Consider the following 24,603-nt stretch of genomic DNA (forward strand, 5'->3'; position numbering starts at 1 on the left):
TCCTGTCCGCCACGGGTGTCAGGGTGGGCCCCATGGACGCAGACGAAATCACCTGGAACCGGACGCTGTGCGAGCAGTGGGAGTTCCACTGGAACCATCAGCTGCGAGCCCGGCTCGAGGGCCTCACCGACGACGAGTACTTCTGGTCGCCGGTGCCGGACGCCTGGAGCGTGCGGCCGCGCGGCAGCTCGACGGCGCCCCTGCAGGCCGGCGCCGGGGACTTCACGATCGACTTCGCCTTCCCGCAGCCGGTACCGGAGCCCTTCACCACGATCGCCTGGCGGCTCGGTCACGTCATCGTCGGCGTGCTCGCCGCGCGGAACGCGGCGCACTTCGGCGCACCGCCGGCGTCGTACGAGACCTGGGAGTACGCCGGCGGCGCGGACACCGCGCTCGACCAGCTCAAGACGCAGCTCGACCTCTGGCTGGCCGGGGTACGGAGCCTCGGTGAAGCCGGGCTCCGGGCCCCGGTCGGTGAGAAGGAGCCCTACCCGGAGGCGCCCATGGCCGATCTGGTGCTGCACATCCACCGTGAGCTGATCCACCACCTGTCGGAGGTCTGCCTGCTGCGCGACCTCCACCTCCACACGAATCCCGCTACGGACGGAGCAACCCGATGAGCCGCCACATCCAGGTCACCTTCGACGCCCACGACCCCAGGGCACTGTCCTCCTTCTGGCGCGATGCACTGGGTTACGTCCACCCCGGCCCGCCCGGGGTCGACGTGCCCGAGGGCGCCGACCCCCTCGCCGCGTGGGACGGCTTCCTCGCGCGGATCGGCGTACCGGAGGAGCAGCGCAACTCGCGATCGGCCATCGAGGACCCGGACGGGCACGGCCCACGGGTGTTCTTCCAGCAGGTGCCGGAGGACAAGACCGCCAAGAACCGTGTCCACCTCGACGTCCGCGCGGCCCCCGGGCTCCAGGGGGAGGAGCGGATGGCGGCGCTGGAGGCCGAATGCGGCCGGCTGGTCGCGCTGGGAGCGACGCGGGTACGCCGCGACGAGCCCGCTCCCCCGATGAGCGCCGGCTTCATCGTGATGACCGACCCCGAGGGAAACGAGTTCTGCTTGGACTGACCGCGCGCCGCAGGGCCGGGCAGGTGGTTTCGGACAGCCATGGGCAGATCAGGGGTGGTCCGGATAAGGTCGGGGCGGCGCGACTGCCTGTTCGAAAGCAAAGGGATACAAGGTGACGGACGGAGCAGTGATGGAGACCCCCCACGTGCTCGTGGCGGCGGACAAGTTCAAGGGCTCGCTGACGGCCGTACAGGTCGCGGAGCGGGTGACGGCCGGGCTGCGGCGCGTGGTGCCCGGGGTACGGGTCGAGACCCTGCCCGTCGCGGACGGCGGCGACGGCACGGTCGCGGCGGCGGTTGCCGCCGGTTTCGAGCGCCGCGAGGCACGGGTGACCGGTCCGCTGGGCAACCCGGTCACGGGGGCGTACGCGGTGCGCGGTGCCACCGCCGTGGTGGAGATGGCCGAGGCCTCGGGCCTCCAGCACCTGCCCGCCGGGGAGTTCGCCCCGCTGACGGCGACCACCTACGGCTCCGGGGAACTGCTGGCGGCCGCCCTCGACGCGGGCGCCCGGACGATCGTGTTCGGCGTCGGCGGCAGTGCCACCACGGACGGCGGGGCGGGCATGCTCTCCGCGCTCGGGGCCCGCTTCCTGGACGGCGACGGCAAGCCGGTCGGCCCCGGTGGCGGCGCACTGGCGGGACTGGCGGAGGTTGACCTGTCGGGGCTCGACCCCCGGCTCGCGGACGTCGACCTGATCCTCGCCAGCGACGTGGACAACCCGCTGACCGGCCCGAAGGGCGCCCCCGAGGTCTACGGGCGGCAGAAGGGCGCGACCGAGGACGACATCGCCGCACTCGACGCGGCACTCGTCCACTACGCGTCCGTACTGGGCCCCGAGACCGCCGGGCTCCCCGGAGCGGGCGCCGCCGGAGGCATCGGTTACGGCGCGCTGGTCGCGCTGGGGGCGCGCTTCCGGCCCGGCATCGAGGTCATGCTCGACGTCCTGGGCTTCGCCCCCGCGCTGGCCCGCGCCACGCTCGTCGTCACCGGCGAGGGCTCGCTCGACGAGCAGACCCTGCACGGCAAGGCCCCGGCGGGAGTCGCCGACGCGGCGCGCGCCGCGGGAGTGGAGACCGTCGCCGTATGCGGACGTCTCGCCCTGACGCCGGAGGCACTGGGCAAGGCGGGCATCAGCCGGGCCTACGCCCTGACGGACCTCGAACCTGACCCCGCCGTCTGCATGGCACAGGCCGGACCCCTGCTGGAACGCGCGGCCGAGGCGATCGCCCGCGACTTCCTGTCCTGACGCACCGTCATGAGGGGGTGCCGGGGCGCCCGGCACCCCCTCACGGCTGAGGCGCCGTCAGTCTGAACGCGTCCAGCGCCAGCATCATCTCGATCAGTTCGCGCGGCCGTGACAGCGACCGCGAGGTCAGCCGCTCCAGCCGCCGCAAGCGGTTGAGGACGGTGTTGCGGTGGCAGTACAGCCTCCCCGCAGCCCGCCCCGCCGACCCCCCGCACTCCAGCCACGCATCGAGCGTCCGCACCAGCAGCGCCCGGTCCGCCGGATCGAGCGCCAGCAGCGGGCCGAAGACATCCGCGACCAGCCGCGCCGACAACTCCGGCTGGCTCACCACCAGCGCCGTGGGCAGCCGCTCCTCCAGCCGGACGATCTCCACCGCGCCCGGCGCACAGGTCAGCAGCGCCAGCTCGGCCAGTCGGCGCGCGGCCCCCAGCCCCGCCAGGCCGTCGGCCACCGGTCCGATTCCGCCGGGCCCCGGACACCACCGCGTCAGCAGCGCGGCGAGCGCCGCCGCATCCCGGTCACCCAGAGCGACGACGACGGTCTCGCGGTCCCCCCGTCTCCGCCGTACGAACCGCAGACCGTCCGCCTCCATCGCCACACCCGCCGGGCCGCCCCCGCCCGCCCGGAACACCGCCACCGCGTAACGGCCACGCTCCGGCAGGCCCAGGCCGCTTGCCGCGCTTGCCGCGAGGCCCGGTTCCGAACGGCCCTCCAGCAGGGCGTCGAGCAGCGCCGGGCCCCGCTCGTCACCGCGCCGCCGCATGTCTTCGCTCTCCGTTCCGCCCCAGCCGCTCATCGCTGGTGAGGATGCCACCGGCCACGGCGGGGACGACAGCGCATCGCCTCTCTCTGTGCACCCGCACAACCGGGCCGTTCGAAGACTGGTCGCCCGCAGCGATTGCGCCCGGGGCCGTGGACGCGCGCCGCGCACGCTGCTGGTCTGTGGCACCACAACGACCAGTCGGAAGGAGGAGGACGCATGGCAACGCTCGAGATCCGCGAACTGTCCGTGGGCTACGGCCCGGTACGGGCACTGCGCGACGTCTCCGTCGACGTGCCGGCCGGCGCGATCACCGCTGTACTCGGTGGCAACGGCGCCGGCAAGACCACGCTGCTGCGGGCCGTATCGCGGACCCTCGGCTTCCACCGCGGCACGGGCACGGGCACCATCCGCTTCGACGGCCGTCCCCTGGACGGGCTCCGCCCAGCCCAGGTGGTGGCGGCGGGAGTGATCCAGGTACCGGAAGGGCGGCAGGTGTTCGCCAGGATGACGGTGGCGGACAATCTGCGGGCGGGCGCACTCGGAGCACGCGGCGGACGCAAGACGGCGGCCGCCGCCCTCCACCGCGTACACGAACTGTTCCCCGTGCTCGCCCAGCGCGCGCACCAGCGGGCCGGACTGCTGTCCGGCGGTGAGCAGCAGATGCTGGCGATGGGCCGGGCCCTGATGGCCGGGCCCCGCCTGCTGCTGCTGGACGAGCCTTCCCTCGGCCTCGCCCCGCTGATGGCGGCGAAGATCGCGGAGACGGTCCGGGAGATCAACGCGGCCGGCACCTCCGTCATGCTCGTCGAGCAGAACGCGGCCATCGCGCTGCGGCTCGCCTCCACCGCGTACGTCCTGGACGTCGGCGAGGTCGCGCTCCACGGACCGGCCGACGAACTCGCCGCATCCGACGAGGTGCGCCGGCGCTATCTCGGCGTCGTCGACGAGACGGCCGCCGAGGACGCGGCACAGGCGGAAGGCGTCACCCGCACCCTGAGCAGGTGGTCCGCGTGACGATCGCCCCGGCCCCACTCACCGTGCGCGACGTGACCGTACGCTTCGCCGGGCTCACCGCCCTCGACGCGGTGTCCTTCACCGTCGAGCCGGGCAGTGTCCACGCCGTCATCGGGCCCAACGGCGCGGGAAAGTCCACCACGTTCAACGTGCTCTCCGGCGTCTACCGCGCCACCTCCGGCAGCGTGCACCTGGGCTCCACCGAACTCACCGGTCTCGCCCCGCACAGGATCGCCGGCCTCGGCGTCGCCCGCACCTTCCAGAACCTGGCCCTGCCGCCGCACGCCACCGTCGCCGAAAGCCTCATGCTCGGCCGGCACCGGCTCACCCGCGCCGGGTTCGTCGCCTCCGGGCTGAGGCTGCCCTCCGCGACCCGGGAGGCCCGCCTCCATCTCGAACGGGTGCGGGAGATCGCCGGGTTCATCGGCCTGGACAAGGAACTCGACTTCCCCGCCGCCGCCCTCCCGTACGGGAAGCAGAAGCTCGTCGAGCTGGGCCGCGCCCTGTGCATGGAGCCCGAGGTCCTGCTCCTGGACGAACCCATCGCGGGCATGACCGCCGACGAGCGCCGCCGCACCGCGGCCGTCGTCGCCGGTGTGCGCGACAGCCTCGGCATCTCGATCGTCATGGTCGAACACGACATGGGCGTGGTGATGCGGCTCGCGGACGCCGTGACCGTACTCGACTTCGGACGCAGGATCGCGGGTGGCACGCCCGCCGAGGTGCAGGACGACCCGGCCGTCGTGCAGGCCTACCTGGGGGCACAGGAATGACCACCTTCATCGAACTCCTCCTCGGCGGCCTGTCCATCGGCTCGGTCTACGCACTGATCGCCCTGGGCTTCGTCGTCATCTTCAAGGCGACCGAGGTCGTCAACTTCGCCCACGCGTCGCTGTTGCTGGCAGGCGGTTACGTCACCGCCGTACTCCACGACGACATCGGCTTCTGGCCCGCGCTCGGCGTCGGGATCGCGGGCGCGGCGGTCGTCGGCTCGGCCGTCGAGTTCTTCGTCATGCGGCGATACCGGGGGAGCGACCAGAGCGTCCTGGCCATCGTCACCATCGGCGTCGACATCCTCCTCACCACCGAACTCACCCGGCGCATGGGGACCGACGTCATGTCGCTGGGCGACCCGTGGGGCGACGACGTCGTCACCGTCGGGGGCGTCACGCTCGCCGAGACCCGCATCGCGGCGTTCCTCGTCGCCGGGCTGCTCATCACGGTGTTCCTGCTCGCCTTCCGCTTCACCTCGTGGGGCGTCTCGATGCGGGCCGCCGCCGAGAATCCGCAGACCGCCGCACTGATGGGCATCCGGCTCGGCCGGGTCTCCCTGTCCGCCTGGGCGGTCGCCGGAGCACTCGCCGCCGTCGCAGCGCTCTTCCTGACGGTGTTCCCGACCCCTGGCCTGGAACGGGCCACCTCACTCGCCGCGCTCAAGGCGTTCCCCGCCGCGATCCTCGGCGGCCTCGACTCGACGACCGGGGCACTCGTCGGAGGCCTTGTCGTCGGAGTCACCGAGTCACTCGCCACGGGCTACCAGAGCGACCTCTCCTTCCTCGGACGCGGCATCGGTGATCTCGCGCCGTATCTGGTGATGGTGGTCGTCCTGCTCGTCCGGCCGGCGGGACTCTTCGGTACGAAGGAGCTGTCCCGTGTCTGAAGCCGTCAAGGACGCCCCGGGTGCCGCGCCGGGCGCCGGAGCGCCGCTCACCGGCCGGCTGCTGCGGCCCGCCCCCTATCTCTGGCTCGCCGGCTCGGTGCTGCTCCTTCTCCTCCCCTTCTATCTGGACCGCTTCTGGCTCCAGGCCGGGCTGTTCGCGATGGCCGCCGCGATCGGGGCGATCGGGCTCAACCTGCTCACCGGCTCCACCGGCCAGCTCTCCATGGGCCACGCCTTCTTCCTCGCGGTCGGTGCGTACGGCTACTGCATCCTGGCGGGGGAGAGCAGCACGGAGAACGGGCACGCCCTCACCGGACTCGGCCTGCCCACCTGGCTCGCGGCCGTCCTGGCCGTGCTCCTGGCGGGCGCGGCGGGCGGGCTCTTCAGCCCCATCGCGGGGAGGCTGAGCGGCGCCTACCTCGGTATCGCCACGCTCGCGCTGATCTTCATCGGCCAGCACGTGCTCTTCAACGCGAGCTCGCTCACGGGCGGCTTCAACGGCCGTCCGGTGCCACCGCTCTCGCTCTTCGGGTTCACCTTCGACGACGCCGAAGTGGTCGTCGCCGCAGTGCCCTTCCAGTCGTCCGAGAAGCTCTGGTACCTGGCGCTGGCAGCCCTGCTGGCCAGCGGGCTCTTCGCACGCGGGGTGCTGCGGGGCAGGCCCGGCCGGGCGCTCAACGCCATCCGGGACCACCGGATCGCCGCCGGCGTGATGGGGGTGCCGGTCGCCAGGTACCGGGCCGGTGTCTTCGTCCTGTCCTCGATGTACGCGGGCCTCGCGGGCGTCCTGCTCGCGCTGGTCTTCCAGCGGACCGTGCCCGAGTACTTCGGCATGATCCTGTCCCTCGAATACCTCGCCATGATCGTCATCGGCGGGCTGGGCAGCGTCGCGGGAGCCGTCATCGGCGCCGCGTTCGTGTCGCTGCTCCCGCAGGTGCTCACCCACTACAGCGACTCCCTCCCCCTGGTGTCCGCCCCTGGTACGGGCGGCATCGCACCGGGCGAGGCGTCCCGATATCTGTACGGCGCCGCGGTCGTCGCGGTCGTCCTGTTCCTGCCCGGCGGCATTGCGCGTCTGAAGAATCCAGGGGAGAAGAAGAAATGAAGCTACGTGTTGTCGGAGCCGTTGTCGCGGCTCTCACCCTCACCCTCGCGGGATGCAGCGAGAAGGCGAAGTCGTCGGACGACGGCGCCGCGGACAAGAACGGTGTGAAGACCGGGGAGGGCGTCACCGACTCGAAGATCACCCTCGGGGCCCTGACCGACATGACCGGGGTGTACGCCTCGCTGGGCAAGAGCGTCACCCAGGCCCAGCAGCTCTGGGTGAAGGAGACCAACAAGGCAGGCGGGATCTGCGACCGGCAGATCGAACTGACCGTCCGTGACCACGGATACGACCCGCAGAAGGCGATCGGCGCCTACACCGAGCTCGAACCCGATGTGCTGGGCTTCACGCAGTTCATCGGCTCCCCGTTCGTCTCCGCCGTCGAGTCGCGCATCGACGGGCAGGACAAGGGCATCGTCCTGCCCCAGGCCTGGTCCGCGAACCTGGTCGGATCCAAGTACGTCCGCGTCATCGGCGCCACGTACGACGTCGAGACGATCAACCTGATCGACTTCCTGCTCGACGAGAAGCGCATCGCCAAGGGCGACAAGATCGGTCATGTCTACTTCGAGGGCGACTACGGCGAGAACGCCCTGGCCGGCTCCCAGCACGCGGCCCAGGAGGCGGGCCTCACCGTCGTCGAGCAGAAGATCAAGCCGACGGACAACGACATGACCGCCCAGGTCTCCGCGCTCAAGCAGGCCGGTGTGAAGGCGGTCATCGTCAGCGCGGGTCCGCGCCAGGCGGCCTCCCTGGTCGGCGTCGCAGCGGCCACCGGCTTCGACGTACCGGTCGTCGGCAACAACTCGGCGTACGCCCCGCAGCTCCTGGCGACCCAGGCGGGCGCCGCCCTGCAGAAGGACTACTACATCGGCGCCTCCACCCTGCCCATCGGTGACGCCGCGGAAGGCCCGGCGAAGCTCGCCAAGGCGTACGCGGCCCAGTACCCCAAGGACGGCCTCGACAACGGCGTCATCGCCGGGTACAACGCGGCGTCCGTGTTCGGCGAGGCGCTGAAGAAGGCCTGCGAGTCGAAGGACCTCACCCGCGAGGGTGTCGACAAGGCCCTGCTCACCATCAAGGACTTCGGCGCCGACTTCGGGATCGCACACGACTTCAGCGACCCGGCGGCGCCGTCCACCAGGCAGACCGTCGTCATGAAGCCGGACGCCAAGACCCCCGGCGGCCTCAAGGTGGTCCGCCCGGCCGAGGTGGCTCCGGCCGCCGAGTCCTTCACGCTCAAGCCCTGACCTCCCCGCACAGCGACGGGCCCGGCCGCGAAGGCCGGGCCCGTCCGTGTGCGGTCGGTGGGCGCGGTCCCATGGCCGTTGCCCGGCTCACCCCCAGCCGTCCTCCCGCAGGGCGTTGATGAGCAGCAGCGCGATGTCGTCGGTGCCGGGCGTGGCCCGTTTCGCGTACCGCACGAGCTCGCCGGCGACGGACTCCATGCCCTGGTCCAGGGCGAGGGCGAAGTGCGCGGCCAGGTCGGCGGTGGCGTCGTCGAAGTCCACGCCCGGCGCCTCCACCAGCCCGTCGGTGTACAGGGCGAGCGCCGCACCGGGCGGCAGCGGGACGTCGGCCGTGGGGTAGCGGGACGCCGGGTCGATGCCGAGCAGGAGGCCGGGTGGCAGGTCGAGTACCTCGGTCTGCCCGTCCGGCTGCCGCAGCAGCGGTGCCGGATGGCCGGCGGTGGCCAGGCAGACACTGTGCCGGGCGAGGTCGAGATGGACGTAGAGACAGCTGGTGAAGAGGCCGGGATCGAGGTCGGTGAGCAGCCGGTTGGTGCGGGCCAGCACCTCGTCCGGAGGCGCGCCGGCGGAGGCGTGCACAGCGGTGCGGACCTGCCCCATGAGCGCGGCGGCGTTCTCGTTGTGGCCCTGTACGTCGCCGATGGCCGCGGCGGCTGTGGTGTCGTCGAGCCGGATCAGATCGTAGAAGTCCCCGCCGATGCCCATGCCCCGGGTCGAGGGGAGGTAGCGGGCCGCCACGTCCAGGCCGGCGATCGCGGGCAGGCTGTGGGGCAGGAGGTGGGCCTGCAGGCTGTGTGCGAGCCGGTCCTTGGCGTCGTAGAGGCGGGCGCGGTCCAGTGCCTGGGCGAGCAGTCCCGCGATCGAGGTCAGCAGGGCGCGTTCTTCGGGATCGAAGGGGTGCGGCCGGTCGTAGGCGAGTACCAGTGAACCGACCGGATGCCCGGAGACGACCAGCGGGAGGAAGGCGCAGGCGGCCACCGCGTTGCGGAGGCCCGCTGTCGGGTAGGCGCGCTCCAGCTCGGTGAAGGTGGAGTAGAAGTCGGGAATCCCGGTCATCAGCACGTGCGCGGCGGGCGTGGGCGACGTCAGGGGAGCGCCGTCGAAGCGGTCCATGAGTGCGGGATGGGTGCCCCGGCCGCCCTCGACCCGTAGCCGGCCCTCCACGGACGTCATCACGACGAGGGTCTGGATGCGGAAGGCCGGCATCAGCTGATCGCCGGCCAGCTCGATGACGTCCTGGGTGCCGACCGCCTCGGTGAGCGTCGCCGCCAGATGCATCAGGTGGTAGAGGGCGGTGGCCCTGCTGGGCACCGCGGAGGTGGTGGGCAGCGCGGGTGCCGGGGCGTCCCGGGGCCCCGGCCGGGAGGTGGGCACGATCCGGACGCTGATGCCGGAGGCGTTGGGGAACAGGTGGAAGGACAGCCAATGATCCGGTGGTCGCAGCACGGTGAAGGACGCCTGCTGACGGCTGATGACGGCGGCCCGGTAGTGGTCCTCGACGGCAGGGTCGTCCAGCCAGGGGAGCGACACCCAGGGCAGCGTGCCCCGGATGTCCTCGGCCGGTGCTCCCAGGAGAGCCGCGGCGGCGTCGTTGAGGAAGACCACCGTCCCGTCGATCGCCAGCGAGCAGCTGCCGCCGGGCAGCCGGCGGACGAACTCCGAGAGGGCCGTGGCCTCGGCCGGGCCCGGAGCGGGCGGCTCGGGCGGAGGCAGCACCCTTGGCTGGCTGCCGGGCAGGACCGGATAGCCGCTGCCGTCGGCCTGCTGCAGGAGCATGCCGATACCGTGGCAGCCCCTGACGACGGCCTCGCGCTCGTCGGGCGTCAGCTGCGCCGGGTGCGATCCGGGCCACAGGAGGACGAGCCCGCCCTGGGCGGCGCCGCCGGTCCGGATGGGGGCGGCGCCCAGCGCGAACTGGTACGGCAGGACGAGCGCGGGGCGCGGATAGCGGCGCGCCAGCTCTTCCTGGCTGCCGAGCCAGATGAGGCACCGCAGGCGTACGGCGTCGGCGACCGGTATCGGGGCGGACAGCGGCACCCTGGTCCACGGGGCGGCCAGCTGGCCGGGTGCCCCGGTGAGCACGGTCAGATGCAGCGTGGTGTCGTTCCGCGGCAGCAGGTAGAGCATCGCCACGGACGCGCCGGTCTCGCGTACGACGTGGGCGACGGCGCTGTCCAGCAGCTCCGTGCCCGAACCCGTGGCGGCGACAGCGGCGGCATAATCCTGCACGCCTTCCAGCGTCCCCCGTGACGGACGGCCGCGCACCCGCTGGCCGACGCCGGTACGCGAGGTGCGCTGGGCCCGGCCGCCGCCGCACGCGAGAGGGCCCGGATGCTGGGGAGCATCCGGGCCCTCGTCGTACTGCGTTCCGCGTGATTACGGGAGCTGCGTGGCCCGTGCCTCGCGCCGGTTGTCACGGAAGGCGTTCACCCGCCGTGCCGTGGCGAAGAGCGGGATCACCGCCCCCAGGACGACCTGCAGCGCGCAGCCGGTCTGGAGGAGCAGCTGGCCGCCGGGGGCGTCGAACGCCCAGGCGGCGAGGAGCCCCATCGCGGCCACGATCCAGCTGAGCATCGCCACCGCGAGGACGCCTCGCGGCTTCGGGTACTCGACCCGGCTGACCATCAGCCACGCCACTCCGATGATCGCGAGCAGCGTCGGCACGAAGGGCAGCTCCAGCAGCACGATCGAGACGACCGTGAGCGCTCCGAAGGGGCTCGGCATGCCCTGGAACATGCCGTCCTTCAAGGTCACGCACGAGAACCGCGCAAGCCTCAGCACCACCGCCAGCAGCACCACGATCGCCGCGAGCGCCGACACCCGCTGGTGTGCGTCGTCCGCGACCATTCCGTACACCAGTACGAAGTACGCCGGCGCGAGGCCGAAGCTGATCAGGTCGGAGAGGTTGTCCAGCTCCGCACCCATCGGGGAGGAGCGCAGCTTGCGCGCCACGAGTCCGTCGAACAGGTCGAACACGGCCGCCATGAGCATCAGAATCACCGCGGTCGCAGCGGAGTGCCTGGCCATGCCCGACTCGTCGCTGCCCGTGAGGTGCGGGATGAGGATCCCCGTGGTGGTGAAGTACACCGCCATGAAACCGCACGTGGCGTTACCGAGGGTGAGCGTGTCCGCTATCGACAGCCGCATCGAGAGCGGCATGTCCTCGGCGTCGTCCTGCTCATCCGCTTCGGGCACCCAGTCCGTCTGTGTATCAGGATCAATCACGGTCAATTCGAGTCACCCCCGCGGTCGTGGCCTGGCCGACCTCGACCGCGACATCGACACCTTCCGGAAGGTAGATGTCCACGCGCGAGCCGAAGCGGATCAGACCGATGCGTTCGCCCTGCTCCACCTTCGTGCCCTGCGGGATGTAGGGGACGATGCGACGGGCGACCGCTCCCGCGATCTGCACCATCTCGATGTCGCCGAGCTCGGTGTCGAAGTGCCAGACAACGCGTTCGTTGTTCTCGCTCTCCTTGTTGAACGCCGGGACGAACCCACCCGGGATGTGCTCGACCGAGGTCACGGTGCCGGACAGGGGGGCCCGGTTGACGTGAACATTTAGTGGGCTCATGAAGATCGCGACGCGGGTGCGCCCGTCCTTCCACGGCATGATGCTCTGCACCACGCCGTCGGCCGGCGAGATGACGCGGCCCTGGGTGATCTCGCGCTCGGGGTCGCGGAAGAACCACAGCATGCCCGCCGCGAGCGCGGTGGTGGGCACGGCCACGGCCGCCCAGCGTCCGGACTTGCGGGCCCGGGCGAGGCTGAGGGCCGCGGTGGCGACGGTCGGGAGGAGCCACGGCGATGCTCCGCGCGCAAGGCGGACCCCGCCGCGTGGTGCAGAGATTTGGCTGTCGGGCATGGATGACCTTCGTAGCGGATGATGCCGCGCTGGCAACGGGGGGACGGCGGCTTTCCGGCGATGCTATCGGGTGCGAGCGGCAACTGGGCAAGCCAGCAGCCGAGTCGGACAGCTGAAAGGCTCCGGACGAGGGTGACCGGGTGTGATGTTGTTCGCCACCAAATCACCTCGTAAGGGACATTTCAGCCCTGGAACCGGTACTCCTCGAGTAGCCGGCGACCGATGATCATTTTCTGGATCTCGGCGGTACCTTCACCGATCAGCAGCATCGGGGCCTCACGGTAGAGGCGCTCGATCTCGTACTCCTTGGAGAAGCCGTAACCGCCATGGATACGGAAGGCGTCCTCGACGACTTCCTTGCAGTACTCGGAGGCGAGGTACTTCGCCATCCCTGCCTCCAGGTCGTTCCGCTCCCCGGAGTCCTTTTTGCGTGCCGCATTCACCATCATCGCATGCGCGGCTTCGACCTTGGTGCCCATTTCAGCCAGTTTGAACTGGATCGCCTGATGCTGGGCGATCGGTTTTCCGAAGGTCTGGCGCTGCTGGGCGTACGAAACGCCCAGTTCGAACGCACGCTGCGCGACGCCACAGCCACGCGCGGCGACATTCACCCGGCCGACCTCGACACCGTCCATCATTTGGTAAAAACCTCGGCCTGTGGTGCCGCCCAGCACCCGATTGGCCGGAATGCGCAGTCCGTCCATGATGAGCTCGGTCGTGTCGACGCCCTTGTAGCCCATCTTGTCGATCTTCCCCGGGATCGTGAGACCGGGGCGGACCTCGCCGAAGCCCGCCTCCTTCTCCACGAGAAAAGTGGTCATCGACTTGTGCGGCGCGGTGCCCTCGGGGTGTCCTTCGTCACTCTTGCAGAGGACGGCGACCAGCGTGGACGTCCCGCCGTTCGTCAGCCACATCTTCTGTCCGTTCAGGACGTACTCGTCGCCGTCCTTCACGCCCTTGGACGAGATCGCGGAGACGTCGGAGCCCAGCGCCGGCTCGGACATCGAGAACGCGCCCCGCACCTCGCCCAGCGCCATCCGCGGCAGGAAGGTGTCCCGCTGTTCCTGTGTGCCGTGCTGCTTGAGCATGTAGGCCACGATGAAGTGTGTGTTGATGATCCCCGACACACTCATCCAGCCCCGGGCGATCTCCTCGACGCACAGCGCGTACGTGAGGAGCGACTCGCCCAGACCGCCGTACTCCTCCGGGATCATCAGCCCGAACAGGCCGAGTTCCTTGAGCCCTTCGACGATGTCCGTCGGATACTCGTCGCGGTGCTCCAGCTGGGTCGCGACAGGAATGATCTCCTTGTCCACGAAATCCCGGACCGTCGAGAGAATTTCCTGCTGGACATCCGTCAGACCGGCGGTCTGTGCGAGTCGGCTCATGGCTACTTCTCCACGTTCTTGCTCGACGGCTGATCGATCTCTGGGCGGCCGGGCTGCTCCCCGCCGCGCTCCTTGATGTACGTCTCGGTGGGGACCATCACCTTGCGGCGGAACACGCAGACCAGAGTGCCGTCCTGCTTGTAGCCCCTCGTCTCCACGTGAACGATGCCGCGGTCGCTCTTCGACCTCGACGGCGTCTTGTCGAGCACGGTCGTCTCGCCGTAGATCGTGTCGCCGTGGAAGGTGGGCGCGACGTGCTTCAGCGACTCCACCTCCAGATTGGCGATCGCCTTTCCGGAGACGTCCGGCACGGACATGCCGAGCAGCAGCGAGTAGATGTAGTTGCCGACGACGACGTTCTTTCCGAAATCCGTCGTCTTCTCGGCGTAGTTGCTGTCCATGTGCAGCGGGTGGTGATTCATGGTCAGCAGGCAGAAGAGGTGGTCGTCGTATTCCGTGACCGTCTTTCCGGGCCAGTGCTTGTAGACGGCACCGACCTCGAACTCCTCGTATGTGCGTCCGAACTGCATGTCAGGCCTCCGGCGCTTCGAACTTGGAGGTGCGCCGCATCCCGGCCGCGCGGCCCTTGCCCGCGATGACCAGGGCCATCTTGCGGCTGGCCTCGTCGATCATCTCGTCGCCGAGCATCGCCGAGCCCTTCTTGCCGCCCTCCTCCGAGGTGCACCAGTCGTACGCGTCGAGAATGAGCTCGGAGTGGTCGTAGTCCTCCTGCGAGGGCGAGAACACCTCGTTGGCCGCGTCGACCTGACCGGGGTGCAGCACCCACTTCCCGTCGAAGCCCAGTGCCGCAGCACGGCCCGCGACCTCGCGGTACGCGTCCACGTCCCGGATCTGGAGGAAGGGGCCGTCGATCGCCTGGAGGTCGTGCGTGCGGGTCGCCATCAGGATGCGCATCAGGATGTAGTGGTACGCGTCCGCGCCGTACCCGGGCGGCTGCTGGCCGACGACCAGGGTCTTCATGTTGATCGACGCCATGAAGTCGGCCGGGCCGAAGATCAGGGTCTCCAGGCGGGGCGATGCGGCGGCGATGTCATCGATGTTCACCAGGCCCTTGGCGTTCTCGATCTGCGCCTCGATGCCGATCCGCCCGACCTCGAAGCCCATCGTCTTCTCGATCTGGGTGAGCAGCAGGTCCAGCGCGACGACCTGCTGCGCGTCCTGGACCTTCGGCAGCATGATGCAGTCGAGGTTCGGGCCCGCGCCCTCGACGACCGTGATGACGTCGCGGTACGTCCAGTGGGTCGTCCAGTCGTTGACCCGCACGACCCGGGTCTTGCCCGTCCAGTCGCCGTTGTTGAGCGCGTCGACGATGTGGTGCCGGGCGCCTTCCTTGGCGAGCGGCGCGCAGGCGTCCTCCAGGTCCAGGAAGACCTGGTCGGCCGGGAGGCCCTGGGCCTTCTCCAGGAACCGCGGGTTCGAGCCGGGCACGGCGAGGCAGGAGCGGCGCGGACGCAGCCGGTTCACAGGGGCAGTCATGCGGGGACCTCCAGGGGGTCGAGCTTGTTCGCTTTCCGGATCTCGTCGACGATACGGCCGATGATCTCGGTGATACCGAAGTCCTTCGGGGTGAAGACGGCGGCGACGCCGGCTTCGACGAGGGCGTGCGCGTCGGCCGGCGGGATGATGCCGCCGGCGATCACCGGGATGTCCGTGGCACCGGCCTCGCGCAGCCGGTGCAGCACGTCCGGAACCAGCTCGGCGTGCGAGCCGGACAGGATGGAGAGGCCGACGCAGTGCACGTCCTCCGCCAGGGCGGCGTCGGTGATCTGCTCGGGCGTCAGCCTGATGCCCTGGTAGACCACCTCGAAGCCCGCGTCCCTGGCGCGTACGGCGATCTGTTCGGCGCCGTTGGAGTGCCCGTCGAGGCCGGGTTTGCCGACGAGCAGCCGCAGACGTCCGACGCCCAGGTCCTGTGCGGTGCGGGTGACCTTCGCGCGGACCAGCGCGAGCGGCGTCCCTGCCTCCGCGGTGACGGCCACCGGCGCGGACGAGACGCCCGTCGGTGCCCTGAACTCGCCGAACACGTCGCGCAGGGCCCAGGACCACTCGCCCGTGGTGACGCCTGCCCGTGCGCACTCGACGGTCGCCTCCATCATGTTCGCCGTGCCCGCCGCGGCCTTCTTCAACGCCGTCAGCGCCTCGGTGGCGCGGGCCTCGTCGCGGTTGTCGCGCCACTCGTGCAGCGCGGCGACGACCCGGGCCTCGTTCTCGGGGTCCACCGTCATGATCGCGGCGTCGAGGTCCGCGGTCAGCGGGTTGGGCTCGGTCGTCTCGTAGATGTTGACGCCGACGATCTTCTCCTCACCGCCCTCGATCCTGGCCCGCCGCGCGGCGTGCGAGGAGACAAGCTCCGACTTGAGGTAACCGGACTCCACGGCGGCCATCGCGCCGCCCATCTGCTGGATCCGGTCGATCTCGGCCAGCGACTCGGTGACCAGCTCGTCGACCTTGGCCTCGATGACGTGCGAGCCGGCGAAGATGTCCTCGTACTCCAGCAGGTCGCTCTCGTGCGCGAGCACCTGCTGGATGCGGAGCGACCACTGCTGGTCCCAGGGGCGCGGCAGGCCCAGCGCCTCGTTCCAGGCGGGCAGCTGCACCGCGCGGGCGCGGGCGTCCTTGGAGAGCGTGACGGCCAGCATCTCCAGCACGATGCGCTGGACGTTGTTCTCCGGCTGCGCCTCGGTGAGGCCCAGGGAGTTGACCTGCACGCCGTAGCGGAAGCGGCGCTGCTTGGCGTCCACGATGCCGTAACGCTCGCGGGTGACGCGGTCCCAGATGCGGCCGAAGGCGCGCATCTTGCACATCTCCTCGATGAAGCGGACCCCCGCGTTCACGAAGAAGGAGATGCGGGCGACGACATCGCCGAACTTCTCCTCGGGCACCTGCCCGGAGTCGCGCACGGCGTCGAGTACCGCTATGGCCGTCGACATGGCGTACGCGATCTCCTGGACCGGAGTGGCCCCCGCCTCCTGCAGGTGGTAACTGCAGATGTTGATCGGGTTCCACTTCGGGATGCGGCTGACCGTGTACGTGATCATGTCGGTCGTCAGCCGCAGCGACGGGACCGGCGGGAAGACGTGCGTCCCCCTCGACAGGTACTCCTTGACGATGTCGTTCTGCGTCGTCCCCTGGAGCCTGTCGGGGTCCGCGCCCTGCTCCTCCGCCACCACCTGGTAGAGCGCCAGCAGCCACATCGCGGTGGCGTTGATCGTCATCGAGGTGTTCATCTGCTCCAGGGGGATGTCCTGGAACAGCCGTCGCATGTCACCGAGGTGCGAGACCGGCACGCCGACCCGGCCCACCTCGCCGCGGGCGAGGACGTGGTCCGGGTCGTAGCCGGTCTGCGTGGGCAGATCGAAGGCGACCGAGAGACCCGTCTGGCCCTTGGCGAGGTTGCGCCGGTAGAGCTCGTTGGACGCCTCGGCGGTCGAGTGACCGGCGTACGTCCGCATGAGCCACGGGCGGTCCTTCTGACGTTCGGTCATGGTGGACCTCAGACGTTGCGGCTGGATGGGATGGCCCGCTCCGCTGACGCGTCACGGAACAGGTTGATGGCGTCGACGTGCTGCTCGCGGAGCTCCGTGTCACGCACACCCAGGCCCTCACGGGGGGCCAGCGCGAGCACGCCGACCTTGCCCTGGTGCAGGTTGCGGTGCACGTCGTACGCCGCCTGGCCGGTGTCCTCCAGGGAGTAGACCCGGGACAGCGTCGGGTGGATCTTGCCCTTGGCCACCAGCCGGTTGGCCTCCCATGCCTCGCGGTAGTTGGCGAAGTGCGAGCCCACGATCCTCTTCAGTGACATCCACAGGTAGCGGTTGTCGTACTCGTGGTTGTAGCCCGAGGTCGAGGCACAGGTGACGATCGTGCCGCCCTTGCGGGTCACGTACACGCTCGCGCCGAAGGTCTCGCGGCCAGGGTGCTCGAAGACGATGTCCACGTCCTCGCCGCCGGTCAGCTCGCGGATGCGCTTGCCGAACCGCTTCCACTCGCGCGGGTCCTGGTTGTGCTCGTCCTTCCAGAACCTGTAGTCCTCGGCGTTGCGGTCGATGATCGCGGTCGCGCCCATCCTCCGGCAGATGTCCGCCTTCTGGTCGCTGGAGACGACACAGACGGGGTTGGCGCCGCCGGCCAGCGCGAACTGCGTGGCGTAGGAGCCGAGTCCGCCGCTGGCGCCCCAGATCAGCACGTTGTCGCCCTGCTTCATGCCCGCGCCGTTGCGAGAGACGAGCTGGCGGTACGCCGTGGAGTTGACCAGGCCCGGAGACGCGGCCTCCTCCCAACTGAGATGCTTCGGCTTCGGCATCAGCTGGTTCGACTTGACGAGTGCGACCTCCGCCAGGCCGCCGAAGTTGGTCTCGAAGCCCCAGATGCGCTGCTCCGGGTCGAGCATCGTGTCGTTGTGGCCGTCGGAGGACTCCAGCTCCACCGAGAGGCAGTGCGCGACGACTTCGTCACCCGGGGTCCAGGCGTTGACGCCGGGGCCGGTGCGCAGGACGACGCCCGCCAGGTCGGACCCGATGACGTGGTACGGGAGGTCGTGGCGCTTGCTGAGGTCGCTGAGCCTGCCGTACCTCTCCAGGAAGCCGAACGTCGAGACCGGCTCGAAGATCGAGGTCCAGACGGAGTTGTAGTTCACGGAGCTGGCCATGACAGCGACCAGTGCCTCGCCCGGGCCGAGCTCGGGCACCGGCACGTCCTCCACATGGAGGGACTTGCGGGGGTCCTTGTCGCGGCTGGCGACCCCGGCGAACATCTCCGCCTCGTCCTTGTGCACGGTCACCGCGCGGTACGACTCGGGGATGGACAGGGCCGCGAAGTCCGCGGCCGTGCTGTCCTGCGATTGGATCGCGTCCAGGATTTCCTTCACGGTGATGCCTCCGGCAGATCGGGTCTCCGGCGTCGAGGGAACGCCGGAGGACCCCTGTGGTCAGGGGAGCGGTGCGGTGTGGAGGTGTGCCGTCGGTTCGGCGGACGGTGCTCTGGCCTGCTCTGTGGAGCAGAAGGTTTGCCTGTGACGCAGGCGCCCGGGCGCGCGGACACGTGGTCTGCGGGGACAGCCGGCGTACGAGAGATCTCTGCACGCCGGCCGCCCGGACACCTTCAACGTATGGCACTGCGTGACAGGTGGCAAGGCACCCAGTGCCAACATTTTCTCTCAGTTGTCATCTCGTGGGCACGCATGAGCAACATCATGGTTGGTATGCCGCATTGGTCCGTCTTTTGCGGGCGCTACGGCGCGGTGCGGTACACGTACGGCGTCGTTGTGCTCAGGGCTGTGAAGCCGAGCCGCCGCAGGATCGGGGCGGACTGCTCCGTGGCGTCGACCTGGAGGAAGCGGTAGCCGAGCCCGGCGGCGATCAGGGCCCGGTGGGCGATCAGGGCGCGGTAGACGCCCCTGCCCCGCCATCCGGCCGCTGTGCCGCCGCCCCACAGCCCGGTGAAGCCGGTGCCGGGGTGCATCTCCATCCGGGCCGAGCTCACAGGTTCGTCGCCCGCCATGGCGACCACCGCGACGAAGGTCTCCGGGGCGTCGGTGAGACGGGCCAGGGACTGATGACGCAGCCGTGAACCGTCGGTGCCGAAGGCCAGCTCATGAGCCCGGACCATCAGCTCCACCCCGGCGGCGTCGGTCACGTTCCGCAGCCGGACGCCCTCCGGGAGTTCGACCGCCACGGCCTGGTCCGCGACCGGTGCCACCAGCAGCGTCTCCGGCGGCTCAGGCTCGAACCCGGCCGCCGAGAGGAGCCCGCCGAGCCCGGCCGGGCCGTCGTGCGCGTACAGCTTCCACTCGAACTCGCCGGTACCCCGGGCGGTGTAGTGCTCCACCTGTGCCGCGATCTCCGACTCCGCCCGGCCGGGGGAGAGGCCCGGGGCCGTCCAGACGACGCCGTTCCAGTCGTCGGGGCCACCGGTCTGCCGTACGACGTCACCCACCCGCTCGACGCAGGTGCCGGGGCCGTCGGGGCGGGCGTGCTCGCGCATCTCATGGTCGAAGAGGGCCAGCATCTCGTCAGGTTCCATGTGCGCATCCGAGCACTCCCTCCCCGGCCCGGCCACCGGGTTACTCCCGACGGTGCGTCAACCGGCGGCCGTGGGGCAGATGAAAGTGATCTTGGTGTGGCCGCGAAGGACAAGGGGTGGGGTACACGATGGGAATACAGACGCGCAGAACGGCCAGGAAGGGCCGGCGGCCCGAATTCGACGTCAGGCGGACGGCGTTCGGCTTCGCGTTCCTCGCGCTCCTGATCTGCGGGGCCGGACTCGCAGTGCGCACGGCCCTCAGGAGCGCCGAACGGCACCCGGTGGCCGCCGTCGCCTCCGCGGTCGCGCTGGTGGCCGTGGCCGTGGTGCTCCTGCGCCTGCGCCGTAGCCGCAGGGCGGCAGCCAGGACCGCCGCGGCAGCCGTCGAGACCGCCTACGAGGTCGTGGACGCGGCCCTGGAGGAGCTGCCGGAAGCGGACGCCGTGCCGGCGCGCCCCGAGCCGGTGCGGACGGTCGACTACGCGGCCATGGACCCGTACGACTTCGAGGAGGCCGTTGCCGCTCTCTGCAGGCGGGACGGCTGCCCGGACGCCGATGTCGTCGGAGGCGCGGGCGACCTGGGTGCCGACGTGGTGGGCACCACGCAGGACGGCCGCCGCCTGGTCGTTCAGTGCAAGAGGTACACGAGCGACAACAAGGTCGGCTCGCAGGACCTCCAGCGCTTCGGAGGCACCTGTTACGCGGTGCACGGCGCCGAAGCGGCCGTCGTCGTCACCACCGGCGAATTCACCGAACCGGCTCTCGAGTACGCCGAACAGTGCGGCATAGTCTGTGTCGGTCTCGACGAGCTCGTCGAGTGGAGCGAGGGCGCCGGGCCACCGCCCTGGTACATGCCGGCGACCGTGCGGCCCGTCGAGGGGTGAACACCTCGGCGCGGGGCTCAGTGCTCCTTGAGCGCCTGCTGGATCGTGCGCATGATCTCGTCGAGCGGAGCGTCCGTGCGGGCCACGGTGACCAGCACCTCGCCCTCCCTCGACACCGATGCCGCAGGGGTCCTCCCGGCCTCGCCCCCCACGGTCCGTCCCGCTCCGATCCCCGTGCCGAAGGTCTCCCGTACGATCGCGAACGCGTGGTCGAGCTGCGACTCCACGTCACCCTGCCCGTCCGCCCGCAGCCAGCGCCGCAGCACGTGGTTGTGCGCGGTGACCACGGCGGACGCGGCGACCTCGGCGAGCAGTGGGTCGTCATTGCCGACATGGTGGTCGCGCTCATCGAAGTGGCCCAGCAGATAGCGCGTGAAAAGCCGTTCGTACCGGGCCACCGAGGCGATCTCCGCCTCGCGGAGCGTAGGCACCTCACGGGTGAGCTGATAGCGCGCCACGGAGACCGCCGGCTTCGCCGCGTACATCTTCATGACCTCCTTGATGCCGCGGCACACGGTGTCGAGCGGGTGCTCGTGTGCGGGGGCGGCGTTGAGGACGGCCTCGGCCCTGACGAGCGTGTCGTCGTGGTCCGGGAAGATGGCCTCCTCCTTGGAGCGGAAGTGGCGGAAGAACGTGCGCCTGGCGACCCCGGCGGCCCCCGCGATCTCATCGACCGTCGTCGCCTCGTACCCCTTCGTGGCGAACAGCTCCATGGCCGCCGCGGCCAGCTCGCGGCGCATCTTGAGCCGTTGTGCGGCGGCCCGGGTGCTCGCGGCACTCTCGGGGGCGTCCGTGGAGGCGGAGGAGCGAGGGGACTTGGCGGGTTGGGACATGAGGTGAACGTAACTCATCCGTGCAGGGGAGTGCGCCCGTGGGGGCGGGTCGTCCGAGGGGCCCAGCAACCCGCCCCACCCGCCCCGGACGGCTCCCGGCTCAGCGTCGGGCATGTTCGCGGAAGCCACGCCCCGTCTTGCGGCCGAGGCAGCCCGCCGCCACCAGATGCTCGAGCAGCGGCGCCGGGGCGAGACCCGGGTCGCGGAACTCGGCGTGCAGAACCTTCTCGATGGCGAGCGAGACGTCCAGGCCGACGACGTCCAGGAGCTCGAAGGGCCCCATGGGGTAGCCGCCGCCCAGCTTCATCGCCGCGTCGATGTCGTCGAGCGTCGCGTAGTGCTCCTCGACCATCTTGATCGCGTTGTTGAGGTAGGGGAACAGCAGCGCGTTCACGATGAAGCCCGCCCGGTCACCGCAGTCGACCGGGTGCTTGCGCACCTTCACACAGACCTCGCGGACCGTGGCGTGCACATCGTCGGCGGTCAGCACCGTACGCACCACCTCGACCAGCTTCATCGCGGGCGCAGGGTTGAAGAAGTGCATCCCGACGACGTCCTCGGGACGCGAGGTCACCCGGGCGACCGCCACGACCGGCAGCGACGAGGTGGTGGTCGCGAGCACCGCACCCGGCTTGCAGACCTTGTCCAGCGTCTGGAAGAGCTCCCGCTTGATCTCCAGGTCCTCGGCCACCGCCTCGACCGCGAGATCCACGTCGGCGAGGGAGTCCAGCGTGCCCGCCGGGGTGATCCGGGCGAGCGTCTCGTCCCGCGCCTCCTCCGTCAGCCGCCCCTTGGTGACGGAACGCCCCAGGGACTTGGCGATCCGGGCCTTGGCCGCGTCCGCCTTCTCCTGGCTGCGCGCGGCGAGCACCACCCCGTACCCGGCCTTCGCGAAGACCTCCGCGATCCCCGAGGCCATCGTCCCCGACCCGGCCACACCCACCGAGGACACCTCGCGCCCGGCGACCGCTCCCGCGCTCCCCGCCGGTGTCAGGGCGTCCGGGACCACGGTCTGGCCGCCGGGTGCGTCGTACGTGTAGAAGCCGCGGCCCGTCTTGCGGCCGGTCAGGCCGGCCTCGCTGAGCTGCCCGAGCACCGGCGCCGGTGCGTGCAGGCGATCGTGGGACGCGGAGTACATGGCCTCCAGGACCGTGCGGGCCGTGTCCACGCCGATCAGGTCGAGCAGAGCCAGCGGGCCCATCGGCAGTCCGCAGCCCAGCTTCATGGCGGCGTCGATGTCCTCACGGGACGCGTAGTTCGCCTCGTACATCGCCGCGGCCTGGTTGAGATAGCCGAACAGCAGACCGTCCGCGACGAAGCCGGGACGGTCACCGACCGCGACCGGCTCCTTGCCCAGCTCACGGGCGAGCCGGGTGACGGTCTCCACGGCGGGCGGGGCGGTCAGCACGGAGGAGACCACCTCGACGAGCTTCATCGCGGGCGCGGGATTGAAGAAGTGCAGGCCCAGGACGCGCTCGGGGTGCTGCGACTCGGCGGCCAGCCGGGTCACGGACAGGGCGTTCGTGCCCGTCGCGAGGATCGCGGTGGGCGAGACCACCGCGTCGAGCTCCCGGAAGACCTGCTGCTTGATCTCGTACGTCTCCGGCACCACCTCGATGACCAGCTCCGCCTCCGCGGCGGCCTGTAGATCGGAGAAGGTACGGAACCGGGCGAGGACGTCGCGCCGCTCCTGCTCCGTGATCCGTTCACGGCGCACGGCACGTGCGGTGGAGGCCTCCAGTGAGGCGACGGCCTGCCGGGCGGCGGCCTCGTCGAGGTCGATGCCGATGACCTCGCGGCCCGCACGGGCCAGGACCTCGGCGATGCCGGTGCCCATGGTGCCGAGGCCGACGACGGCAATGGTGGTGAGAGGGATGTCCATCACGGGACTCCAGGGTGAGTGACGACTGTGAGGAGCACGGCGGCGCGCAGGGCCGTAATCGACCGGCGCTCGGTGTGCGGGAATTGCGTGTCGTGGTGCACGGTCCCGGTCGCGCGCGGGGGCACACCGGGGGGAAGGGTGACGGGGCTCTGTCCCGGAGCCACGTCTCACGAACTGCCGAACCGACAAGCACTCCGGATGGCTGCGTCACCAGGCCACCGGAGCCGACGGGGTGTGTGTCCCGCTCACCTGAGCTTAACCGGCGGGTAACGAGCGCGCCAGCCCTGGCGGACTGTGCGCTGGCACACAGTTCGTCAACCACGGTGCGTTCGCCACCATAAACTCAGCGTCATGGATGAGGAGTTCTGCTCGCTGACGGACAGGATCGGGGACGAGGCCGGCGAATCGGAGGCGTTCCGCCGGCTGATCGCGACCGAGGACGACGAGGAGCTGGCCCGGGTCCTGGTGGAACGCGAACGCCCGCTGTGGGCCCGCGAGATCGCGGCGTTCCGGCTCGGCTGCCGGGGCGACCGCCGGGCCTTCGAGGCGCTGGTCCTCCTCCTCAACCACCGTGACCCCGAGCGCTGCGTATCCGCCGCACACGCACTCCGGGTCCTCGGTGACCCCCGGACCCCCGGAGCGGCCGCCGCGCTCGCCACCAACAGCCTGCGGACGGGTTACGCACTGCACCCGGTGCGGCTGCTGACCGACCTGCGCGCCCCCGAGTCGGTGCCCGCACTGGTCAGCACCCTGCACCGGCTCCTGACCCCCGACGAACCGCACTGGCGCGTCGCCCTCGCGTGTGTCGAGGGGCTGGGAAGCCTGGGGGACGGCCGGGCCCGCCCGGTCCTGGAGGCCGCACTGCCGCACCCCCGGCTCGGCACGGCGGCGGCGGAGGCGCTCCGCCGACTGGCTGCGGGCTGAGTGTGTAAGAAGGGGCACGAGACTCTGAGTTCCGGAGAGTTGACATGACGGTCCCGGCTAGCCTGTGCCGCAAGCCGGGAGAGGACCCCCGGACCAACGGAGGGAAGAGCGTGGAGCAGAACAGGCGGAACGGCGTCTCGCGTCGCGGGCTGATCCGAGGCGGGTTGCTGGCGGTGGCGGCATCCGGCGCGGCGGTGGTCGGCTTCGCAGGGCCGGCGAGCGCGGCCGTGGTCAACCTCGGCCTCGACAAGCAGGGTGCCCAACGGGTCCAGCGGTGGATCCTCACCATGTACGGCTACAACGGCAAGATCGACGGGGTGCTCGGGACCAACAGCTGGAAGGCGATGCAGCGCTTCCTGAAAACCTGGCCCGACCAACCCCGTCCCTACAAGGGTGACATCGACGGGATCGTGGGACCCGAAACGATCATGTCGCTCCAGGCCAACCTGAAGAAGTTCGAGGGCTACAAGGGTGCCATCGACGGCATCGCCGGAGCGGGGACCAAGGCGGCGTTCCGGCGCAAGGCCTACTCCAACCCGCCGGTCTGACCGACTGAGCATCGCGAGCAGCCCGCCCCCCCCGGGGCGGGCTCTTTGCTCGCACGCCGGGGGCGTACGCGGGAGCGGGCCGTGTGGTCACGCGGTCCGTCCTGGCGTACGCCCCCGGCGT

23 protein-coding genes are annotated in these 24,603 nt (G+C 70.5%); 11 read left to right on the forward strand and 12 right to left on the reverse strand.

Annotated elements, in window-relative coordinates:
* Nucleotides 1-32: 32 nt before the first annotated feature.
* The 3 genes from ACIREO_RS25655 (at nucleotide 33) to ACIREO_RS25665 (ending at nucleotide 2,324) form a co-directional block, all read left to right on the forward strand.
* Nucleotides 33-620 (forward strand): DinB family protein, encoded by a 588-nt coding sequence (locus ACIREO_RS25655; protein WP_404114205.1) that lies wholly within the window; start codon nucleotides 33-35, stop codon nucleotides 618-620.
* Entirely contained in the window at nucleotides 617-1,078 is a 462-nt protein-coding gene (locus ACIREO_RS25660) for a VOC family protein (protein ID WP_404114207.1), read from the forward strand. Before ACIREO_RS25655 ends, ACIREO_RS25660 begins: the two co-directional genes overlap by 4 nt.
* A gap of 130 nt (nucleotides 1,079-1,208) precedes the next feature.
* The gene (locus ACIREO_RS25665; RefSeq protein ID WP_404114209.1) at nucleotides 1,209-2,324 is read left to right on the forward strand and encodes a glycerate kinase; all 1,116 of its coding nucleotides are present in this window, start codon (nucleotides 1,209-1,211) and stop codon (nucleotides 2,322-2,324) included.
* A 40-nt stretch (nucleotides 2,325-2,364) separates the two neighbouring features.
* Here ACIREO_RS25665 and ACIREO_RS25670 read toward each other — a convergent pair whose 3' ends face one another.
* A complete protein-coding gene (locus tag ACIREO_RS25670; protein WP_404114211.1) occupies nucleotides 2,365-3,120 on the reverse strand; it encodes a PucR family transcriptional regulator in 756 nt (251 codons plus the stop codon).
* Between the two features lie 183 nt (nucleotides 3,121-3,303).
* On the opposite strand from ACIREO_RS25670, the gene ACIREO_RS25675 reads away from it, so the two are divergent.
* Genes ACIREO_RS25675 through ACIREO_RS25695 form a run of 5 tightly spaced genes read left to right on the forward strand, consistent with a single transcriptional unit; the run spans nucleotide 3,304 to nucleotide 8,116 of the window.
* Nucleotides 3,304-4,101, forward strand: a complete 798-nt coding sequence (locus ACIREO_RS25675) for an ABC transporter ATP-binding protein (RefSeq protein ID WP_404114213.1) — start codon at nucleotides 3,304-3,306, stop codon at nucleotides 4,099-4,101.
* The gene (locus ACIREO_RS25680; RefSeq protein ID WP_404114215.1) at nucleotides 4,089-4,874 is read left to right on the forward strand and encodes an ABC transporter ATP-binding protein; all 786 of its coding nucleotides are present in this window, start codon (nucleotides 4,089-4,091) and stop codon (nucleotides 4,872-4,874) included. The genes ACIREO_RS25675 and ACIREO_RS25680 overlap by 13 nt, the downstream gene beginning before the upstream one ends.
* Complete coding sequence (locus ACIREO_RS25685) at nucleotides 4,871-5,761, forward strand: branched-chain amino acid ABC transporter permease (RefSeq protein WP_404114217.1); 891 nt, start codon at nucleotides 4,871-4,873, stop codon at nucleotides 5,759-5,761. The genes ACIREO_RS25680 and ACIREO_RS25685 overlap by 4 nt, the downstream gene beginning before the upstream one ends.
* The gene (locus ACIREO_RS25690) at nucleotides 5,754-6,866 is read left to right on the forward strand and encodes a branched-chain amino acid ABC transporter permease (RefSeq protein ID WP_404114219.1); all 1,113 of its coding nucleotides are present in this window, start codon (nucleotides 5,754-5,756) and stop codon (nucleotides 6,864-6,866) included. The genes ACIREO_RS25685 and ACIREO_RS25690 overlap by 8 nt, the downstream gene beginning before the upstream one ends.
* A complete protein-coding gene (locus ACIREO_RS25695) occupies nucleotides 6,863-8,116 on the forward strand; it encodes an ABC transporter substrate-binding protein (protein WP_404114221.1) in 1,254 nt (417 codons plus the stop codon). Before ACIREO_RS25690 ends, ACIREO_RS25695 begins: the two co-directional genes overlap by 4 nt.
* Nucleotides 8,117-8,203: 87 nt before the next feature.
* On the opposite strand, the gene ACIREO_RS25700 is transcribed toward ACIREO_RS25695, so the two are convergent.
* From ACIREO_RS25700 to ACIREO_RS25740, 9 genes are all read right to left on the reverse strand, one after another.
* Nucleotides 8,204-10,345, reverse strand: coding sequence for a PP2C family protein-serine/threonine phosphatase (locus ACIREO_RS25700; RefSeq protein ID WP_404114223.1), 2,142 nt, complete (start codon nucleotides 10,343-10,345; stop codon nucleotides 8,204-8,206).
* A gap of 147 nt (nucleotides 10,346-10,492) precedes the next feature.
* Nucleotides 10,493-11,311 (reverse strand): CDP-diacylglycerol--serine O-phosphatidyltransferase, encoded by an 819-nt coding sequence (gene pssA, locus ACIREO_RS25705; RefSeq protein WP_404114225.1) that lies wholly within the window; start codon nucleotides 11,309-11,311, stop codon nucleotides 10,493-10,495.
* Nucleotides 11,312-11,333: 22 nt separating this feature from the next.
* Complete coding sequence (locus tag ACIREO_RS25710; protein WP_351282417.1) at nucleotides 11,334-11,981, reverse strand: phosphatidylserine decarboxylase; 648 nt, start codon at nucleotides 11,979-11,981, stop codon at nucleotides 11,334-11,336.
* Between the two features lie 182 nt (nucleotides 11,982-12,163).
* Complete coding sequence (locus tag ACIREO_RS25715) at nucleotides 12,164-13,369, reverse strand: acyl-CoA dehydrogenase family protein (RefSeq protein WP_404114227.1); 1,206 nt, start codon at nucleotides 13,367-13,369, stop codon at nucleotides 12,164-12,166.
* 2 nt (nucleotides 13,370-13,371) lie between these two features.
* A complete protein-coding gene (locus tag ACIREO_RS25720; protein WP_404114229.1) occupies nucleotides 13,372-13,899 on the reverse strand; it encodes a MaoC family dehydratase in 528 nt (175 codons plus the stop codon).
* Between the two features lies 1 nt (nucleotide 13,900).
* Entirely contained in the window at nucleotides 13,901-14,866 is a 966-nt protein-coding gene (locus ACIREO_RS25725) for an HpcH/HpaI aldolase/citrate lyase family protein (protein WP_404114231.1), read from the reverse strand.
* Complete coding sequence (locus tag ACIREO_RS25730; protein WP_404114233.1) at nucleotides 14,863-16,875, reverse strand: protein meaA; 2,013 nt, start codon at nucleotides 16,873-16,875, stop codon at nucleotides 14,863-14,865. Before ACIREO_RS25730 ends, ACIREO_RS25725 begins: the two co-directional genes overlap by 4 nt.
* Nucleotides 16,876-16,883: 8 nt before the next feature.
* Nucleotides 16,884-18,257 carry a crotonyl-CoA carboxylase/reductase gene (gene ccrA / locus ACIREO_RS25735; RefSeq protein ID WP_404114235.1) on the reverse strand — a complete coding sequence of 458 codons (1,374 nt, stop codon included), beginning with the start codon at nucleotides 18,255-18,257 and terminating at the stop codon, nucleotides 16,884-16,886.
* 362 nt (nucleotides 18,258-18,619) lie between these two features.
* A complete protein-coding gene (locus ACIREO_RS25740; RefSeq protein WP_404114237.1) occupies nucleotides 18,620-19,411 on the reverse strand; it encodes a GNAT family N-acetyltransferase in 792 nt (263 codons plus the stop codon).
* 128 nt (nucleotides 19,412-19,539) lie between these two features.
* On the opposite strand from ACIREO_RS25740, the gene ACIREO_RS25745 reads away from it, so the two are divergent.
* Complete coding sequence (locus ACIREO_RS25745; RefSeq protein ID WP_404114238.1) at nucleotides 19,540-20,295, forward strand: restriction endonuclease; 756 nt, start codon at nucleotides 19,540-19,542, stop codon at nucleotides 20,293-20,295.
* A gap of 17 nt (nucleotides 20,296-20,312) precedes the next feature.
* On the opposite strand, the gene ACIREO_RS25750 is transcribed toward ACIREO_RS25745, so the two are convergent.
* Nucleotides 20,313-21,128, reverse strand: coding sequence for a TetR family transcriptional regulator (locus ACIREO_RS25750; RefSeq protein WP_404114240.1), 816 nt, complete (start codon nucleotides 21,126-21,128; stop codon nucleotides 20,313-20,315).
* Between the two features lie 100 nt (nucleotides 21,129-21,228).
* Complete coding sequence (locus ACIREO_RS25755) at nucleotides 21,229-23,010, reverse strand: 3-hydroxyacyl-CoA dehydrogenase family protein (protein WP_404114242.1); 1,782 nt, start codon at nucleotides 23,008-23,010, stop codon at nucleotides 21,229-21,231.
* A 351-nt stretch (nucleotides 23,011-23,361) separates the two neighbouring features.
* Here ACIREO_RS25755 and ACIREO_RS25760 point away from each other — a divergent pair, with 351 nt between their 5' ends.
* Both ACIREO_RS25760 and ACIREO_RS25765 read left to right on the forward strand, forming a co-directional pair.
* The gene (locus tag ACIREO_RS25760) at nucleotides 23,362-23,934 is read left to right on the forward strand and encodes an adenylosuccinate lyase (RefSeq protein WP_404114244.1); all 573 of its coding nucleotides are present in this window, start codon (nucleotides 23,362-23,364) and stop codon (nucleotides 23,932-23,934) included.
* A gap of 110 nt (nucleotides 23,935-24,044) precedes the next feature.
* A complete protein-coding gene (locus ACIREO_RS25765; RefSeq protein WP_404114246.1) occupies nucleotides 24,045-24,482 on the forward strand; it encodes a hypothetical protein in 438 nt (145 codons plus the stop codon).
* The last annotated feature ends 121 nt before the right edge of the window (nucleotides 24,483-24,603 follow it).

This window comes from Streptomyces sp. NPDC102441 (assembly GCF_044765585.1).
In the GTDB taxonomy this organism is placed as follows: domain Bacteria; phylum Actinomycetota; class Actinomycetes; order Streptomycetales; family Streptomycetaceae; genus Streptomyces.

Coding starts and splice junctions, on each gene's coding strand:
- ACIREO_RS25740 (WP_404114237.1), bottom strand. CDS start 19,411: ATGGAACCTGACGAGATGCTGGCCCTCTTCGACCATGAGATGCGCGAG.
- ACIREO_RS25720 (WP_404114229.1), bottom strand. CDS start 13,899: ATGCAGTTCGGACGCACATACGAGGAGTTCGAGGTCGGTGCCGTCTAC.
- ACIREO_RS25750 (WP_404114240.1), bottom strand. CDS start 21,128: ATGTCCCAACCCGCCAAGTCCCCTCGCTCCTCCGCCTCCACGGACGCC.
- ACIREO_RS25670 (WP_404114211.1), bottom strand. CDS start 3,120: ATGAGCGGCTGGGGCGGAACGGAGAGCGAAGACATGCGGCGGCGCGGT.
- ACIREO_RS25660 (WP_404114207.1), top strand. CDS start 617: ATGAGCCGCCACATCCAGGTCACCTTCGACGCCCACGACCCCAGGGCA.
- ACIREO_RS25675 (WP_404114213.1), top strand. CDS start 3,304: ATGGCAACGCTCGAGATCCGCGAACTGTCCGTGGGCTACGGCCCGGTA.
- ACIREO_RS25665 (WP_404114209.1), top strand. CDS start 1,209: ATGGAGACCCCCCACGTGCTCGTGGCGGCGGACAAGTTCAAGGGCTCG.
- ACIREO_RS25725 (WP_404114231.1), bottom strand. CDS start 14,866: ATGACTGCCCCTGTGAACCGGCTGCGTCCGCGCCGCTCCTGCCTCGCC.
- ACIREO_RS25730 (WP_404114233.1), bottom strand. CDS start 16,875: ATGACCGAACGTCAGAAGGACCGCCCGTGGCTCATGCGGACGTACGCC.
- ACIREO_RS25695 (WP_404114221.1), top strand. CDS start 6,863: ATGAAGCTACGTGTTGTCGGAGCCGTTGTCGCGGCTCTCACCCTCACC.
- ACIREO_RS25685 (WP_404114217.1), top strand. CDS start 4,871: ATGACCACCTTCATCGAACTCCTCCTCGGCGGCCTGTCCATCGGCTCG.
- ACIREO_RS25760 (WP_404114244.1), top strand. CDS start 23,362: ATGGATGAGGAGTTCTGCTCGCTGACGGACAGGATCGGGGACGAGGCC.
- ACIREO_RS25715 (WP_404114227.1), bottom strand. CDS start 13,369: ATGAGCCGACTCGCACAGACCGCCGGTCTGACGGATGTCCAGCAGGAA.
- ACIREO_RS25655 (WP_404114205.1), top strand. CDS start 33: ATGGACGCAGACGAAATCACCTGGAACCGGACGCTGTGCGAGCAGTGG.
- ACIREO_RS25755 (WP_404114242.1), bottom strand. CDS start 23,010: ATGGACATCCCTCTCACCACCATTGCCGTCGTCGGCCTCGGCACCATG.
- ACIREO_RS25710 (WP_351282417.1), bottom strand. CDS start 11,981: ATGCCCGACAGCCAAATCTCTGCACCACGCGGCGGGGTCCGCCTTGCG.
- ACIREO_RS25745 (WP_404114238.1), top strand. CDS start 19,540: ATGGGAATACAGACGCGCAGAACGGCCAGGAAGGGCCGGCGGCCCGAA.